Genomic DNA, 15962 nt, shown 5'->3' with positions numbered 1-15962 from the left:
CATTGACACTATCAGGGTAAATCTATAGAATTGGTGTATGGCGCTTATCATCCGTTCAATTTTTGCCGTTTTCTGGCTGATCGCCACCTGGTTCATCGGCTATCTGGCCTATATCATAACCCAGACCGAACGCAACCCGCAGGCGATATGGGGCTGGTTCGTGCTTTGCGCTTTCACTTTCATCTCCGCCACCTGGCTCACCTATAACATTATTTTCGCGCATCACCACTCCACCAAGAGCTCGTGACAGAATACTACAAACAATTTGGAGACCCGGCTTTGAGACAAATTCTAGGCGCGACGAGTGAGCATAGCGGGTCTATGTGAGTGAGGAGCAACAAAGAATTTGGCCAAAGAGGGGCCTCCCCCCTGGGGGCCAGGGCGCTATTGGGCTACGACTTCGTCACTCGTCACTTACATACTCCCGGTATGCGCGCTCCTCGTTCCTCGTCTCGCTCCAATTTCGCCATGGCAAATTATTTATATTATTCTGTCACGAGCCCTAAATGAGTTTTGACCTTATAATAAAGGGCGGCAAAGCGGTTATAAAAAACCGCGCGGAGCTTTGCGATATTTTCGTTAAAAACGGAAAAATCGCCCGGATAAAAAAACCATCAAAAAATGCCATTCCGGCTGGCCGCATCATTGACGCGCGCGGCTTGCTGGTCCTACCCGGCATTATAGACGCGCACGCCCACTTCCGCCTGCGCCTTGGTCCCGGGCGTTATACCGCGGACGATTTCATCACTGGTTCCGCCGCCGCCGCCTGCGGGGGGGTGACCACTTTTATTGATTACACCGGACAGGGGCCGGGTGAAAACCTGGTCAAAGGCCTGAACGACCGGATTAAAGGGGCAGCCGGCCGTGCTTATAGCGATTTTTCCTTCCATTGCATGCTAACCGGCTGGGATAAGCTTAAAAAACCTGCCGCGCAAATGGCAGCCGTTGTCAAAGCCGGAGTGCCCACATTTAAGATGTTCACCGCCTATGGCGCGCGCGGCCTTATGGCGGGAGATGCGGCTCTTTTTTCCGCTCTGGAAACCGCCAAAAAGCTGGGCGCGCTTATCTGCGTACACGCTGAAAACGGCCCGATCATAGACCTGCTCACCGAAAGATACGCCGGCACGAAAGGCATAAAAGCCCTGCCATTGTCGCATCCCGCTTTTACTGAAACCGAGGCTGTGGGCCGGGTTTCAGTGCTGGCCGCCGCCGCGAGCGCGCCTGTATATTTTGTGCATCTTTCCGCCGGCGGCTCGGCCAACATAGTCAAGGCGGCCCGTGCGGCGGGCCTCAGTGTGATGGGGGAAACCTGCCCGCAATATCTGGTCTTGAACGACCTCCTCTTTAAGGGCAAAAACGGCCATCTTTATTCCTGCTGTCCGCCGCTGAGGACCAAAGCGGACAACGCGGCGCTCTGGCGCGCCGCTGCGGCGGGGGAACTTCAGGTAATAGCCACCGACAACTGTACCTTCACCCGCGCCCAGAAGAACGCCTGGGGGGGAGACATAAGAAAGCTCCCTATGGGGCTGCCGGGGTCGCAGACGCTCTTGGCGGCGGTTTATACATTTGGGGTGAAGGCAGGCAAAATCAAGATTGAAAGGTTGGTTGAAATGCTTTGCGAGAACCCGGCAAGGATTACGGGGCTTTACCCGCGCAAGGGAGTTATAAGCCCGGGCTCGGACGCTGATTTCGCGATAATAGATCCGAAAGCCGGCCGCAAGGCGGACTGGCGGACCATGAGCCACAACACGGATTATTCTCCCTGGCAGGGCATGAAGCTCTACGGTTTCCCGAAATACACGATTTTAAGGGGCAAAGTAATAGCCCAGGACGGCAAGCTCACCACCCCCAAAACCCCCACCGGTAAATTCCAGCGCCGAATGAAACCCGAAATAGTATAGCCGGGGCTTGCCCCGCACTTTGGCCTCTGGAAAAAGTGCGGGGTCCTGTCACCGGGGTATATTTGCGGGGGTCGGGTAGGGGAGCGGGCCAGGTATGGGGTTGCCCATTCCGCCACGTAGGAAACCCTCCCGTGGTTTCCCTCCAATCAGAATTGGAGCCTCCCATCCGCTATGTGGCTACAGAGCAACCCCACACCCGGCCCTTACAAGGAAATTATTTTAGTTTAAGGTAAATATCTTATCCGGAAAACCCCCGCAAATATACCCCGGTGCCACCCCTCCAGTTTTTATCCATCTTCGCGTTTTTTTAATTAATAGGTTATTTGCCCCACCCTTTTTACGATACATCCGAATTACCCACCCGGTTATATTCCCCAATGAAAATTTGCCACCCGCCCCCAATTACGGTAGGATTATAATCAGAAAAGTGCAGTTATATGGGAGAAAACATGAAATTCATGCTTGGCAATATAACATGGAATAGCAGGCAATGGTCTGGGATCAGCCATGATAAATCTAATTTTAAATGGGTGGGAGCTAATCCTAAGCATATAGCGTCGGAATCTTGGAATTTTAAAACTCAAAAAGGGAAATATCAATATGGTTTTATTGAAAATAACGGAAAATCTTTCCCTTCATTTGAGAAAGGCGGGGTAATATTTTTTATTTCCACAAATATTCCGGAAAGGAAAAGATTTATAGTCGGCCTTTATGGAAAAGCTGAAGAATGCTATAAAGAACGTGCGCAATCAGTAGCAAACTTTAGAGCACCACAACAATTTGCGATACTGCTCCCGCAGTATCTTGAGTTGGACCTTAAATCCCATTTACCAAAGAACAAAGAACCCGGCCGGTATATTACATATATTTCGCCAAAAGAAGCCAAGACTATCTTTGGAAATATCCTGTGGATGCTGAGAAATAACAACTTGGACAAAACCATAGAGTATAAAAAAGTTTTAAAATTAGGCCGCGAATATTTTCCCGGCCTTAAGACAACACCTGCAAAACACTGGCAACATAGCTGTTTCCGAAATATCCCCAAGTCTGAATTGAAAGCGTTTTCCCGCAAAGAGTTTAGTGCCTTCTCTTTTGGTGAAATCTTGCGTATCCTAAAAAACAATAAAAGATTAAAAGAATCTTGCCAGGAACATGAACATTTGAGGGAAAAGATGGCTGGATATCTAACCTGCAATGGTTTTAGAATTTACCAAGATAAGCGTGTTGACCTTCTTGCAAAAAAACACGGAACCAAACTGATTGTAGAGGTAAAGTCCTGTCGTCCTTCCACTCTTGAAAGCCAGTTGCGTTTAGGAGTTGCGCAGCTTATGTACTATGGTTACCTGTATGAGGGGGGGAGCAAAGTCCTAAAATTGTGTTTAGCGATTCAACAGCCGCCAAATCCGGATCTCACTAAATTTGTAAAAGAATATTGTGGATTCGACCTGGCGTTTCTTTCCGGCGGAACCTTAGTATACGAGGAAGCCGTCTAAAAAGTCTCGGTTCTGGACGGGTATACGGGACGTTGTTGAAAGACTGAATATTAGTCTGGCTGCGACCACTAGGCGGGGTATTGGGATGTGAGTAAGGGAGACGCTACACGATATCTCAATAACTTAATTTTTGGGGTGGGTAATTAGGGTGTATCGTAATTTGGGAGGGGGAAACAACCTAAATTTTAAAATTGGTACGACGAAGGGTCGCCGGCGGATTTCCTGCGCGCTCCTTTTAGGGTTTTAAGCACGGGGGCTGGAGCGAATCCCAATGCTTGCGCAGGAGGGGAAACCGCCATGCGGTGTCCCTTAAGCAGTTGGGAAGGGGTCGTCTACCAAGGGCCTATGTCCATCAGACGGCCTGTTATTAGGAACGGCGAGGACCGTTCAAGCCGGACCGCTATGTCGGGCCGGCGCGTTCCGGAGCCGGCGGAAGACCCCGTGCTTATCCGCCAAAACCCGGTCTTGGAGCGCGCGGGAAACTTGCCAGCATGGCGACACCATGTTCCGTAAAAGCCCTTGGCATAACGGAAGAGTGTTTCAAATTTTCAAACCGGTTGCAATTTGCAACCAGTTCATTCTTGTCAGCCGGGGTAAGCCGGAACATAAAGGTTTCAGGAAAGCGTTCTATGTTGCGATTTACCTGCTGATTAATATATTTTGTTTTGACGCCATAAAGGGCCGCAAGGTCGTTATCTATCATCACTCTTCGCCCGCGAACTGGGCGGGGTATTGGGATTTATCGTAAAAAGGGCGGGCCCCGCACTTTTTCCGAAGTGGGCCAAAGTGCGGGACGGGGGAAATAACCTATTAATTTTAAGAAGTGCCGGGGGATATCGCCTGAGAAACGTAATGTGTGACGGTTTTTTGGAGGGGTGACGAGGGGTTTGCCGCGCGGGGGTTTTCCGGAGCCCGACTTGGGCTTGCAGTCAGAGGAGGGCGAGGATAAGGGCCGACGCGCTGGAGGACCCGACCCCCGCGCGGCAAATCCCTCGGCAGGACCCCGCACTTTTTCCAGAAGCCAAAGTACGGGACAAGCCCCGACTGGGCATCTCGCGGAGCCATTACCCAAAGCTATAAACCCGGCGTTACCTTATAGCGCAATTTTTTCTTTTGTGAGTTTTGCGAAGAACCGGCGGGCGTTTACGATATCCTCTTGGATGTGATGAATGAGGGACTCTTTGGAATGGAACTTCCGCTCCGGGCGGATGTGCTTCAAAAAAACCACTTCGAGTTTCCTGCCGTAGATCATTTTTGAAAAATCGAGAATGTGCGCTTCAAGCACCATGCGAGCGCCCAGCGTATCCACCGTCGGCCGCCTGCCCACATTCAGCACAGCCTCAAAAGTCTCCGCGCCCAGCTTCACATGCGCCGCAAATATCCCCGGCGGCAGAATCTTAGCCGGATGCGCCGCGATATTCGCCGTCGGGAACCCCAGCTTCCGCCCCAGCCCAGCGCCCCTCACCACAACACCCGAAACACTGTAATTCCACCCCAGGCAGACATTGGCCTCCTCCACATTGCCGCAGTGCAGAAAAGCCCGGATGAGACTGGAGGAAATCTTATGCCTTCCATGCCGCACGAACGTCATAGCCCTGAAAAAAAGCCCCGCGTCCACGCACGCCTTCCTTAAAAAATCCACATTGCCCCTGCGCTCCCGCCCAAGGGCGAAATCTCGCCCCACTATCAGCCCGCCAGCGCCCAGTAAACCCGACAGAATATCCGAGAAAAACCGCTCAGCCGGCATGGCGGACAGCTTTGCGGTAAAGGACAGCGGCTGCACACAAATGGCGCCCGCCTGCTTCATTAGGCGTTCACGTTCCTCCGGCAGAGTTATAAGGCAGTTCTCGGTCTGTTTTGAAAAAAAGAATTTCGGGGGGTAGGGAAAATAAACCACGGCCGGCTTTAAAGCCAGCTTCCCGCTGTCGCGGAGCGCGGCTAAAATTATTTTGCGGTGCCCCCTGTGCACACCGTCATAAGTGCCGATGGTAAGTAATTTCAACATGGTTTTTCACACCGAAAAATGGATAGTAGATAGTGGAGAGTGTAGTGTGTAGAGTATCTTATGAATTTCTCTATAATCTCTACACTATCCACTATTCACTTCTGTTATTCCCGCTCTACACTATCTACTATCCACTCTACACTCTTTATCAGCCTCGCCCGGATTTCCGGCACGCTTAAGGCGAGCATCGCCTCACGGGTAAGGGAATCAGAGACCTTAAACTGTCCTATAGACTCGCGCCTTAAAGCGGCCAGATGCCCGAAGACTCCGAGCGCGTTGCCAAGCTCGTGCGCTATGGAGCGTATATATGTGCCGCTGGAGCACTCTATCTCGAATTCAAGCTCCGCGCCTTTTAGCGCCCAGGAAAGCCACTTAATTTCCGCGGAACGCTTTATTTCCGGCATAACCGCTTTGTCGCGGGCCATGGCGTAAAGGCGCCGGCCCTGAAAGCGCACGGCCGAAAAAGGCGGGACCTGCTGAGTTATTTTCCCGCTGAGAACGGCCACGGCGGTCCTGACGGCCTCTTCGTTTAAAGCGGGGAACGGCGCTTCAGCCGTAACCTTGCCCTCGGCGTCCCAGGTGTCGGTCTGCGAACCGAATTTTATAACGCCGCTGTAAATTTTTGAATAACCCTGCAGGGCCGCCTGATTTTTGGTGGCAGGTCCCACGAGCAGCAGCAAAAGCCCCGTGGCCATGGGGTCCAGCGTACCGCCGTGCCCTATTTGTTTAAAATGCAGCTTGCACCGCAGCAGGTCCACGGCGTCATGGGAAGTAATGCCTTTAGGCTTGTCAAAAAGGAGCAGACCTGAAAATTCCGGAGGGGGGGTGGCTGGCATTTTGCACTTTTTTTCACTTCTTAAACATTTTCAGGAAGACAGTAGCCAGAATTCAGTAGTCAGTATTCTGAATTCTGGCTACTGAATTCTATCTTCTTGAGCACTTATAGCATCTTAAGCAGCAGCCGCAGCACTTTTGCGCGCACAACGTTCAGGGGCGCTTTAAACCGGCAGCCGGCGGCATGCATGTGGCCGCCGCCGCCGAAAACCTTAGCCGCCGCGCTCACATCGACATTTCCGCGCGAACGGAAAGTCACGTTTATTTTATCAGGGTCCTCGCGCAACAGCACGGCAGCCTTAACGCCGGGCACCATCATACCATGGTTAATGACGCTTTCGGCGTGCTGGGGGGAAGCTCCAAAAGACTTAAAATCGCTATTCCTGAGCGTCATCACAGCCAGCTTTCCCGCGCCTGTTATTTCCAGGCTTTCAAGAGCCCGGCCGAGGATCTTAAGAGAAAGACAGCTGCGCGTGGCGTAAAGAAGATCGTTTATTTCCGAAAAATTAAAACCGGTTTCGAGGAGCCGCGAGGCGGCTTCCAAAGTGCGCGGACTGGTGGCCGGAAAATGGAACCGCCCGGTGTCGGTGACAATGCCTGTATATAAGCAGACGGCTTCGCGTTTGGTTATATTAACGCCCATATTGTAGAAAAGCCGGTAAACTATCTCGGCCGTTGAGGAAGCGCTGGGTTCCACAATATTCACATCCCCGTACAACTCCGCTGTGCGGTGATGATCGATGTTTACCACGGCGCCGCACCGCTTAAGAACGGCCGCGATATCGCCTCCCCGCTCCGGGCTTGAACATTCAAGCAGAATAGCCGCGTCAAACTTTTTATCGGGGACACGAGCTATTTTCACGCTTTTAAGCTGCGGAAGGAAAGCCAGATTCTCGGGCGCCGGATCCTGGGAGAACAGATAAACCTTCTTGCCCAGGCGCTTTAAGACCGAGGCCATAGCGAGCATGCTGCCTATGGTGTCGCCGTCGGGATTCAGGTGACCGGCCATAAAAAAACTTTCCGAGCGCTCTATTACCGCCTCAAGCGCCTTCAGTTGTTTTTCCAGGTCGGGGGTTTTCATCAGAGGGGGGTTCATCGGATTTTTTTTCTTCGGACTTGATCTTACTGAACAGGTCTTCAATGTGGGCCGCGTACTCAGGCGTCCCGTCAAACTTAAAAACCAGATTTGGGATTATGCGCAGGCGCAGCCTTTTTTTCATAGTCTGGCGTATGTCCCATATGGAGGCCGTGAGTATGCGCTCGCAGCGCTCCTTCTGCTCCGGCGTGCCTATTACTGAATAATACACCGCGAGGTCTTTCGCCTCGTTGGTCAGGTCCACGCCGGTTATGGTAAGAATACCCGCTGTGGAGTTCAGGCCGCTGACGCCGCGGAGTGCTGCCGTGACCTCGCGCAAAAAAAGCTCTTTAAGCCGTTCCTCACGTTTAAACATAAATCAGTCCGTTACCTGATCAATAGACAGAATTCAGTAGTCAGAATTCAGAATAATGGAACCTTTCTTATTACTGTTCGCCATTCGCTATTTGCTATTCGCTGTTGTTCAACTATTCGTTATTCTTCTCGTTTTCTCTTCTTTTGTAATAGCCTCGACAATGTCTCCGGCCTGGAAGTCTTTGAAACCTTCTATCAAAATGCCGCACTCAAGGCCTTTGTCCACTTCGCGCACATCTTCTTTGAAGCGCTTGAGCCCGGAAATTTTACCGGAGCCGGCTATTGCCTTGCCGCGCATGAGACGCACGCTTTGATTGCGCACGAGCTTGCCTTCGCGCACCAGCGACCCGGCCACCTTGCCGGAACTGAGGTCGAATATCTGCTGTATCTCGGCGCGGCCCGTAACCGTTTCAATGATTTCAGGCGCAAGCATGCCGCTCATGGCCGCCTTTACGTCCTCTATAAGGTCGTAGATTATCTTATAGGACCTTATTTCCACGCCGGCCGTTCTCGCCGCTTCCTTAACCGACGCGTCAGCGTCAACATGGAAACCGAATATCACCGCGTCCGAAGCCTTGGCAAGAAGAACATCCGATTCCGTAATGTTGCCCATGTTGGAATGCAGCAGGTGTATGGCTACTTCCGACGTGCTCAGTTTTTCAAGCGAGTCCTTTATGGCCTGCATTGAGCCGAACACATCCGTTTTCAGGATGACATTCAGTATTTTCAGGGTCTTGTTTTCGACATCCGACTTCAACGAGAGCAAACTGACATGCTTCTGGTGTATAAGCGCGTCTTCGCGGTGGTACAATTTGCGTTTTTCCGCCATATGCCGGGCTTCTTTCTCGGACTCCATCACCTTCAATACATCCCCCGCGTGCGGCACTCCGCCGCTTATACCCAGCAGTTCCGCCGGCATGCTGGGATATATGGCGTCCAGGCGCTCTCCCCTGTCGTTCAAGAGGGCGCGCACTTTGCCGTACATGGTTCCCACCACAAAGGCATCCCCGACTTTTATAGTGCCGCCCACATTTATAATGGTGGCAAGCACGCCTTTTTTGGAGTCCAGCTCGGACTCAATAACTATGCCGTGGCCGGGTTTATCGGGGTTGGCCTTAAGTTCCATAAGTTCGGCCTGTATGGAAACCGTATCGAGCAGCTTATCCAGGTTAAGGCGCTTCTTGGCTGAAATCTCGACCATGGCGGTCTGTCCGCCCCATTCTTCGGGGTTAAGGCCGTGGTTCGCCAGCTGCTGTCTTATCTGCTGGGAATTGGCATTCGGCAAATCTATCTTATTTATGGCAACTATTATGGGCACATTGCCGGCCTTGGCGTGGTTTATAGCCTCAAGCGTCTGCGGCTGCACACCGTCCACGGCGGAAACCACCAGCACCACAATGTCAGTGATCTTCGCGCCGTGGGCGCGCATGGCCGTAAAAGCCTCGTGGCCCGGAGTATCAAGCACGGTTATAAGACCCTTTGGGGTCTTTACCGTGTAGGCGCCTATGTGCTGGGTTATCTGTCCGGCTTCGGAATCCACGATATTGGACTCGCGGAGCGCGTCCAGAAGCGTGGTTTTACCGTGGTCCACATGGCCCATTATAGTGATTATGGGGGCCCTGGGTTTAAGATTTTCAGGCTTTTCCTTTTCTTCCTTTTCTTCCACCTGCTCATCGCCGAACATAGGCACTATTTCAAGGTCGTAGCCGTAATCGGCGGCGATAAGCGCGGCCGCGTCGGGGTCAAGGCGCTGGTTGATGGTGGCAAATACGCCCATGCCCATGAGTTTTTTTATCAGATCGGTAGTCTTCACATTCAGCTTTTCGGCAAGTTCGCGCACTATAAGCTGAGTGGACACTTTCAATTTGAGCAGCGGCGCGGGAGGGGGCGGCGGAGGGGGAACGACGGCGGCCGGCGGCGCGGCCGGAGCGGGCTTTGGCGGCTGTGCCGCCGGACGAACGGGAACTACAGGCGCTTTCAGCGGCTGGGGCGGTGTAACTGGAGTCTTTACCGCGGGAGAAACCGGAGCGGCCGTTTTTACGGGCGGGTGAGCCGCCGGGGCCGCGGGTTTAACATGGGCCGGCACATGGGGCTTGGCAGCCGGAGCAGCCGGATGAGCGGCACTGTGAGCGGGAGACGCTGCCGGAACCGGCTTTGGCGCGGGGTGGACGACATGCGGGGCCGGTGTTTTAACAGAGGCCGGATGGATCGGGGTTTCCGGCTTGTGAGCCGTATGGGCCGGAGCGGCCGGGACGGCCGGCTTTACGGTTTTCTCCGTGGTTACAGCCGGGGCGGAAGCTTTTATTTTCCTGGTTTTTTTCACCTTGGAGACCGGATCGGACGCACCCACAGCCTCTGCAGCCTTCGCTTTTGGGGGATGCGCGGTAATTTTTTTCGCGGCAGGCTTTTTCTCATCGGCTTTGACAGCAGCGGTTTTTTTAGCCTTTTTAGGCGCGCTGCCTTCGGCCGCGGGCACAGTTCCGGCCTTTTTGTCTTCACTCAAATTTTCATCATTCTTTGTTTTCTTTGGGCTCATTTTGCACCTCTTTTTTCTCTAAATCTTCTGCCGGCTGGTCTTGGACCGCTTCCGCAACAACAGCTTCAACCGCGGCCTTGGGGGCAGCCTGGGGATTTCCGTAGTCCGGATGTTCTTCAATAAATTGCTGCGCTCCGCTTATTATTTTCTGGGCGGTTTTTTCTCCGATCCCTTCAAAGGAGGTCAGGTTTTCAACGCTCAAAGTGGAGAGTTTCCGTATGTCGTTCATCCCCACTTTCACAAGCGTGTCGGCCACTTTGGGACCTATGCCCTCAATTTGCAGCAGGTCCTGCGTGGAAGCCTCGGTGGTTTTCTTTACTTCCTCTATCTTCTGGCCTTCGGACTTCACTTCCAACTGCCAGCCGGTCAGACGTGACACCAGGCGGATATTCTGCCCTTCGCGGCCTATGGCTATAGCAAGCTGGTCGTCCGGCACTATAACCAGGGCTTTCTTATTTTCTTTATCCAGAACCTTCACCGAAGTTACGGTGGCGGGCGCGAAAGCCTTGGCAAGCAGCATCATGGAATCCTCAATGTAGGGGATAAGGTCGATTTTTTCATTGCTAAGTTCGCTCATTATCACGCGGATACGCGAGCCTCTTATCCCCACGCAGGCGCCCACGGGGTCTACCTTGGTGGAATTGCTTCTTACCAGCACCTTGGCCCTGAAACCCGGGTCGCGCACAATGTCGACTATCTCTATGACTTTCTCGGCTATTTCGGGTATTTCCGCTTCAAAAAGGCCTTTAAGGAACGCGTTGGAAGCGCGGGAAAGCACTATCTGAAGCCCCTTGTTTTCCTTGTCCACGCGATGGATGATGGCGCGCACGCGCTGGCTCATTGTGTAATGTTCCCTGCGTATCTGTTCCCCATAGGGCAGTATGGCCTCGGTTTTACCCAGGTCGACGAAAATATCGCGCCCCGCCAGGTGGTGCACCAGCCCGGTCACTATTTCGCCTTCGCGCGGCTTAAATTCATCGTAAATTTTCACTTTCTCGATTTCCCGTATTTTCTGTATCAACACCTGCTTGGCGGTCTGGGCCGCTATGCGGGAAAAATCCTGTATGCTCACTTCGATATTCAGGTCATCTGCGAGTTTGGCCTTGGGGTCTTTCTTCAGCGCCTCTTCCAAAGTGATCTCAAGCTCAGGCGTAAACACCTGCTCCACCACTTTCTTGACCAAAAAGCCTTTCATCTCGGCCGTTTCCGGATCTATTGTCGCGGTAATCTGGGCGGTCTTGCCGAAATATTTCCTGAGCGCCGAAACCAGAGCGTCCGTGATCGTTTTAAAAACATCCTCACGCTGGATATTTTTCTCCCTTTCCAGCTGCTCCAAAGCCACTATCAGTTCGCTTTTACCTTTAAACGCTTTTTCCTTGTTCATTTTATATTCCCCTATTTTTAGGCGCCCTTAAGAATATCCTCGTCGTCAGGGTTAAGCCTGACTTCTTCAATATCCTCAAGGCTGAATTTGAGATCACCGGACAGCAGAACCCGCCCGTTTTCAAAGCCGGCGATAGCGCCGTAATAAACCCTGGCGCCGTCAAACGGCTTTTTGAGCTTAACTTTCACCTTACTGCCTGAAAACTTTTTAAAATCTTTCTCATACCGCAGCACGCGGTCCATGCCGGGAGAGGAAACCTCAATAATATAGCCGCCTTCAATCACGTTGTTCATGTCCAGATACGCCCCGATTTTTTCCGTCAGTATGCCGCAATCGTCAAGGGTAACCCCCTTACCTGCCGCAGGCGCGTGGGCAACGCTTTCCGTCAACCTGTCAACGAAAAACTGCAGCAGAGGCTTGCCGTTCATGCGGGATAATTTAAAATCAGTTATCTCAAAACCGCTCTCCGAAAGTATCGGAGCGGCGGCAGCTTCCAGTTTCTCTTTGTCCATATACGCATCCTGAACAGTTATCGGCAGAAAAAAAAGCGGCTGAACCTCAGCCACCTTCTGATACTATATTAACAGTTATAGCAGGAAAAAGCAATACTTTTCCGGACTCCGCGGACATTTGCGGAAGGGAGAAACCTGAGACCTGTAACCTATGACTTTAAACTTGTGACTTGTGTTCTTACCGTGTGATCTTGCCCGGGTCGGAAAATCTGTAACCGAATTTTTCCACGGATTCTATCCAGCCGGCCGCTTTTTCGCCCAGCGCTTTACGCAGCCGGCTGATGGTGACGTCCACAGCGCGCGTGCTGGCGGAGCTGTCCATTCCCCAGACGCACTCAAGCAGATACGGCCTGCTGAGCACGCGGCCGGCTTTACACATCAGCATTTCCAGCAGTTCAAATTCACGGGGCCTGAGAACCACTTCTTTGCCTTTAACGAAACATCTGTGACATGCCGGGTCCAGCTCTACGGGCCCCAAAGCCAGAACGGCTATGTCCTGGTCGGCGCGCGCCTTATGTCGGCGCAGCGTGGCGCGTATCCTGGCGGAAAATTCACGAGGATCACAATGCCTGGAAACCACGCAGTCGTCGGCGCCCAATTCAAAGAACCCGGCTATTTCCTCGTGCCCCGGATTTTCTCCGGCGACGATTACCGGGAGATCCTTCCCCTCGCGCATTTCACGGAGAATTCCAAGCCAGGACAAGGCGCCTATATCCGGAACGGCGGTATCCAGCAATAGCAAATCCGGCCTATGCGCGATTATCGCTTTAAACCCCTGAGCCCCGGTTTTGACCGTGTCCAGAATATAGCCTCCCTCCCTGGCGCAATCCTGCAGCAGCCCGATAAAAGCCGGATTGTCGGATATCGCGAGAAAGTTCAGACTTTTTATAAACGGCATAGTCTGGTACTACTCCAGTAGACAGGATTCAGTAACCAGAATTCAGAATTCTGACTCCTGGCTGCCATTCAGCAATCTTTAGATTATACCACATGTATCATACCTGATACATGTTACACACATGTTACACCGCTGACACTCCGCTGCATCATCCTCTAATTTAAATATATATAGGTTTTATTTCAGGGAGGCCGCCATGTACCGCATATTATCAGTAGAAGATGACCCGATAATGCAGAAAGTTCTTGAAGCCGCGCTGGTTTCGGCGGGATACGAATTCTTTTCCAGCCTGGACGGCCGGAGCGCCATGCCGATGGCTCTGTCCAAGAAGCCGGATTTGATCCTGCTGGATGTTAATCTGCCGGATATCACAGGGATCGAGGTTTGCCGGGCGCTTAAGACCGAGCCTAAAACCCGCCATATTCCGGTGGTGATGCTCACCGGCGAAGCCCGCGAAGTTGCGGCGCGGGTGAAAGGCCTGGATGTGGGGGCTGAAGATTACATGTTCAAGCCCATAAGCCCCCGCGTGCTTCTGGCCCGGATAGGTTCGATACTTAAACAACTTGCCAAGCCCGCTCAACATTAGACCGCCGCGTAAGTGTGGAAATGCGCCATGTCCGGAAAACAAAAAATTCTCTTACTGATAGCCGCTCTATTCTGCGCGCCCGCGCAGGAAGCTTTCTCCGGCATTCCCATGTCCGGCGGGGATAATTCAATACGCCGCAACCTCGTCTCCGGCGGCGGGGCGCTCTCGTCCGGAACGGGATTCTCACTGAACTGCGCGCTGGCGGAAACCGCTATAACCACAGCCGCCGGTTCCGGCTTCAAGTTCAGTTCGGGTTTAATGCCTATGGCGGCTCAGCCGGGCACGATAATAAGCATAACCGCCGTTTCCAAAACCACCGGCACGCTGGAACTGGCCTGGACCGCGCCCGGGCTTGACGGCTTCCTTGGGGCGGCAAGCGGCGGGCTCTACCGCATTGATACTTCGTCCGCGCCCTCACATATTTTCGACCCTGCGGTATTCGTGACGGAGTTCTCCACCTCCGTTACTCCCGGAGACCCGCAAGTTTATGTTTTACACGGGCTCGAGCCCAACACCACCTATTACACCCGCATTTATCTGGCCGACGCCCGGAAAGTGGTAGCGGAATATTCGGCTCCGAGCGACGAATCCAGCCTGGCCGCTCTTCCGGTATTGCCGGCGGTTAGCGGAGTGTATGTGTCCAGCGTCGCGTTTACCTGGAACATACCTCCGGGAGACGCGGAAGGCTACCGGCTGAATGCCTCTTCCACAAATTTCGGCGCGCTGTTCGCGGGCGGCGTGGTTTATTCATCTTCCACCGATAAGGGCCTGCAGCTTACGCTTACCGTAACAGGACTCCGCCCCGATACCATGCATTACTTCAGGCTGGCGAGCCTCAACTGGCAGGGCGACGTAAATTTCGGCGCCATCATAGCTACCCGGACGCTTATGGGGTTCTTTTCTCTTCCGATAGAAAATCTGGCCGTTCTGCCGGAGGCGCTGTCGCGCAGGGTGCTGTTCAGCTGGACAAACCCGGCTTCCCCGGACCCGCTTGGCGTATTGGTACAGGTGAGCACACAGCCCATTACCGAAACCGTTAAGGATGGTATTGATTATCAAACCGGAGACGTCATAGCGGACGGTTCCGTGGTTTTGTCCAGCGCCGCCGGGACCGGTCAGATGCACGCGGGGCTGCTGCTTGACAGTACCTATTATTACCGCTTCTCCAGCCGCAGTACCGCGCACATCTATTCCGTTTTCGTGTCCACGGAGTGCCTGCTTGATCTTCCGCCTATGTCTCCCGCCGGGCTGCAGGCCTCGCTTAACACCTCCCGCACCGAAATAACCGTTACCTGGAACGACGTGCGTTCAAACTATGACGGCTCCAGCTTCAGGTTCACGGCGGAGCCGCTTGAGCTTGCCCGCTATGAAATATACCGCGCTACGGGAATTATAAACACCGGCTGGACACTTATAACTTCCGTGCCGGTTTCTTCCCGGAGCGTGACCATGCCGGTGCCCGACCCCGATTCGGTTTATTACTACAAAGTGGCCGCCGTGGATTCTGTGGGAATACCCGGCACTTCAATGGTAGTGGATACGGACAGGAACTTGTACGCCGTGGCTCCGGACAAGGTTTCGCGGCTGAAAATACCTTACGAAATGGCGTTTTTGCTGACCCCCGGCGGGAATTCCACCAGCAGCCCGCTGTTCGTTGCCGCGCTTGATAGAGCGCAGGACGAAGGAGGAAAGGTTGTGAAGTCGTTGGATTTCTCGCTTATACAGGCCCCTACCGGAGTGGGACTTGATAAACTCGCGCTTGAAAATATGAAAATGGATATAGTATTGCACTATCAAACCGAGAACGGCAAGGTCGTCCCGAGCAGTTTCAAAAATGCTTCAGCGGCCGCGGTTGCGGCGTTAACACCCTCCGTCAGAGCGGCCGATGCCTCCTCCGAACTGGGAGCGTACTGGTTCAACGGCCGGGAATACGTAAAAGTTTTCGGCACCGTTGACCCCGCGGTCCAGACCGTAACCGTGCACTCCGCCTTCCCCGGCAGGTACCAGATACGGACCCTGGCCAGAAGCTCAGGCGTCAGCTTTGGCGTGAAGGAAATCTCGAACAAGGTCATTACGCCCAACGGCGACGGATTGAACGATTACGTGGTTTTCACGCTTGATAATCCGCAGGACTCCGACATCAGCGGGAAGATTTACGACCTGAGCGGCGCGTTCGTGGCCGATATGCGGCCGGGGACGCAGATCGCCGATACCCTGACATGGGACGGCAAGTCCGGCGGCGCTGTCGTACCGCGCGGCGTCTATGTTTACCAGATAAAAACGGAGGGGAAAACATTTAACGGCACGATAGTGGTGATCAGATAGCGAATAGCAAATAGCGAATGGCGAACAGGGTTAGAAAC

The 15962-nt window shown here is 53.2% G+C and carries 14 protein-coding genes; 5 read left to right on the top strand and 9 right to left on the bottom strand.

Annotated elements, in window-relative coordinates; all coding sequences use genetic code 11:
- Positions 1-37 precede the first annotated feature (37 nt).
- From NTX59_06690 to NTX59_06680, 3 genes are all read left to right on the top strand, one after another.
- A complete protein-coding gene (locus NTX59_06690) occupies positions 38-247 on the top strand; it encodes a hypothetical protein (protein ID MCX5785359.1) in 210 nt (69 codons plus the stop codon).
- A 259-nt stretch (positions 248-506) separates the two neighbouring features.
- On the top strand, positions 507-1901 hold the full coding sequence (gene hydA / locus NTX59_06685) for a dihydropyrimidinase (protein ID MCX5785358.1): 1395 nt from the start codon (positions 507-509) through the stop codon (positions 1899-1901).
- Between the two features lie 449 nt (positions 1902-2350).
- Positions 2351-3394 (top strand): hypothetical protein, encoded by a 1044-nt coding sequence (locus tag NTX59_06680; protein MCX5785357.1) that lies wholly within the window; start codon positions 2351-2353, stop codon positions 3392-3394.
- Between the two features lie 445 nt (positions 3395-3839).
- Here the strand turns inward: NTX59_06680 and NTX59_06675 are convergent, their stop codons facing one another.
- The 9 genes from NTX59_06675 to NTX59_06635 all read right to left on the bottom strand — a co-directional run bounded on the left by NTX59_06675 (position 3840) and on the right by NTX59_06635 (position 13013).
- A complete protein-coding gene (locus NTX59_06675) occupies positions 3840-4127 on the bottom strand; it encodes an ORF6N domain-containing protein (GenBank protein ID MCX5785356.1) in 288 nt (95 codons plus the stop codon).
- Between the two features lie 360 nt (positions 4128-4487).
- Complete coding sequence (gene ribF / locus NTX59_06670) at positions 4488-5399, bottom strand: riboflavin biosynthesis protein RibF (protein ID MCX5785355.1); 912 nt, start codon at positions 5397-5399, stop codon at positions 4488-4490.
- Between the two features lie 104 nt (positions 5400-5503).
- On the bottom strand, positions 5504-6235 hold the full coding sequence (gene truB / locus NTX59_06665; protein ID MCX5785354.1) for a tRNA pseudouridine(55) synthase TruB: 732 nt from the start codon (positions 6233-6235) through the stop codon (positions 5504-5506).
- Positions 6236-6339: 104 nt separating this feature from the next.
- Positions 6340-7329, bottom strand: coding sequence for a bifunctional oligoribonuclease/PAP phosphatase NrnA (locus tag NTX59_06660; protein MCX5785353.1), 990 nt, complete (start codon positions 7327-7329; stop codon positions 6340-6342).
- Complete coding sequence (locus tag NTX59_06655) at positions 7274-7684, bottom strand: ribosome-binding factor A (GenBank protein ID MCX5785352.1); 411 nt, start codon at positions 7682-7684, stop codon at positions 7274-7276. Before NTX59_06655 ends, NTX59_06660 begins: the two co-directional genes overlap by 56 nt.
- Positions 7685-7792: 108 nt before the next feature.
- Positions 7793-10219 (bottom strand): translation initiation factor IF-2, encoded by a 2427-nt coding sequence (gene infB / locus NTX59_06650; protein ID MCX5785351.1) that lies wholly within the window; start codon positions 10217-10219, stop codon positions 7793-7795.
- Positions 10194-11603, bottom strand: a complete 1410-nt coding sequence (nusA, locus tag NTX59_06645) for a transcription termination factor NusA (GenBank protein MCX5785350.1) — start codon at positions 11601-11603, stop codon at positions 10194-10196. The genes infB and nusA overlap by 26 nt, the downstream gene beginning before the upstream one ends.
- 17 nt (positions 11604-11620) lie before the next feature.
- The gene (locus NTX59_06640) at positions 11621-12115 is read right to left on the bottom strand and encodes a ribosome maturation factor RimP (protein ID MCX5785349.1); all 495 of its coding nucleotides are present in this window, start codon (positions 12113-12115) and stop codon (positions 11621-11623) included.
- A gap of 178 nt (positions 12116-12293) precedes the next feature.
- Positions 12294-13013 carry a response regulator transcription factor gene (locus NTX59_06635; protein ID MCX5785348.1) on the bottom strand — a complete coding sequence of 240 codons (720 nt, stop codon included), beginning with the start codon at positions 13011-13013 and terminating at the stop codon, positions 12294-12296.
- 196 nt (positions 13014-13209) lie between these two features.
- Between NTX59_06635 and NTX59_06630 the strand changes: the two genes are divergently transcribed.
- Both NTX59_06630 and NTX59_06625 read left to right on the top strand, forming a co-directional pair.
- Entirely contained in the window at positions 13210-13599 is a 390-nt protein-coding gene (locus NTX59_06630; GenBank protein ID MCX5785347.1) for a response regulator, read from the top strand.
- Between the two features lie 27 nt (positions 13600-13626).
- A complete protein-coding gene (locus NTX59_06625; protein ID MCX5785346.1) occupies positions 13627-15924 on the top strand; it encodes a gliding motility-associated C-terminal domain-containing protein in 2298 nt (765 codons plus the stop codon).
- The last annotated feature ends 38 nt before the right edge of the window (positions 15925-15962 follow it).

The sequence above is a fragment of the Elusimicrobiota bacterium genome (assembly GCA_026388155.1).
GTDB lineage: Bacteria > Elusimicrobiota > Elusimicrobia > Elusimicrobiales > UBA9959 > UBA9634.
Note: the sequence above shows the minus strand (reverse complement) of the source record. Positions and strands in the feature narration are given on the sequence as shown.

Bases quoted from the DNA above. Each gene is read 5' to 3' on its own strand.
- NTX59_06640 (MCX5785349.1), bottom strand. From the start codon at position 12,115: ATGGACAAAGAGAAACTGGAAGCTGCCGCCGCTCCGATACTTTCGGAG.
- NTX59_06635 (MCX5785348.1), bottom strand. From the start codon at position 13,013: ATGCCGTTTATAAAAAGTCTGAACTTTCTCGCGATATCCGACAATCCG.
- ribF (MCX5785355.1), bottom strand. From the start codon at position 5,399: ATGTTGAAATTACTTACCATCGGCACTTATGACGGTGTGCACAGGGGG.
- NTX59_06630 (MCX5785347.1), top strand. From the start codon at position 13,210: ATGTACCGCATATTATCAGTAGAAGATGACCCGATAATGCAGAAAGTT.
- truB (MCX5785354.1), bottom strand. From the start codon at position 6,235: ATGCCAGCCACCCCCCCTCCGGAATTTTCAGGTCTGCTCCTTTTTGAC.
- infB (MCX5785351.1), bottom strand. From the start codon at position 10,219: ATGAGCCCAAAGAAAACAAAGAATGATGAAAATTTGAGTGAAGACAAA.
- NTX59_06680 (MCX5785357.1), top strand. From the start codon at position 2,351: ATGAAATTCATGCTTGGCAATATAACATGGAATAGCAGGCAATGGTCT.
- NTX59_06655 (MCX5785352.1), bottom strand. From the start codon at position 7,684: ATGTTTAAACGTGAGGAACGGCTTAAAGAGCTTTTTTTGCGCGAGGTC.
- nusA (MCX5785350.1), bottom strand. From the start codon at position 11,603: ATGAACAAGGAAAAAGCGTTTAAAGGTAAAAGCGAACTGATAGTGGCT.
- NTX59_06690 (MCX5785359.1), top strand. From the start codon at position 38: ATGGCGCTTATCATCCGTTCAATTTTTGCCGTTTTCTGGCTGATCGCC.
- hydA (MCX5785358.1), top strand. From the start codon at position 507: ATGAGTTTTGACCTTATAATAAAGGGCGGCAAAGCGGTTATAAAAAAC.
- NTX59_06625 (MCX5785346.1), top strand. From the start codon at position 13,627: ATGTCCGGAAAACAAAAAATTCTCTTACTGATAGCCGCTCTATTCTGC.
- NTX59_06660 (MCX5785353.1), bottom strand. From the start codon at position 7,329: ATGAACCCCCCTCTGATGAAAACCCCCGACCTGGAAAAACAACTGAAG.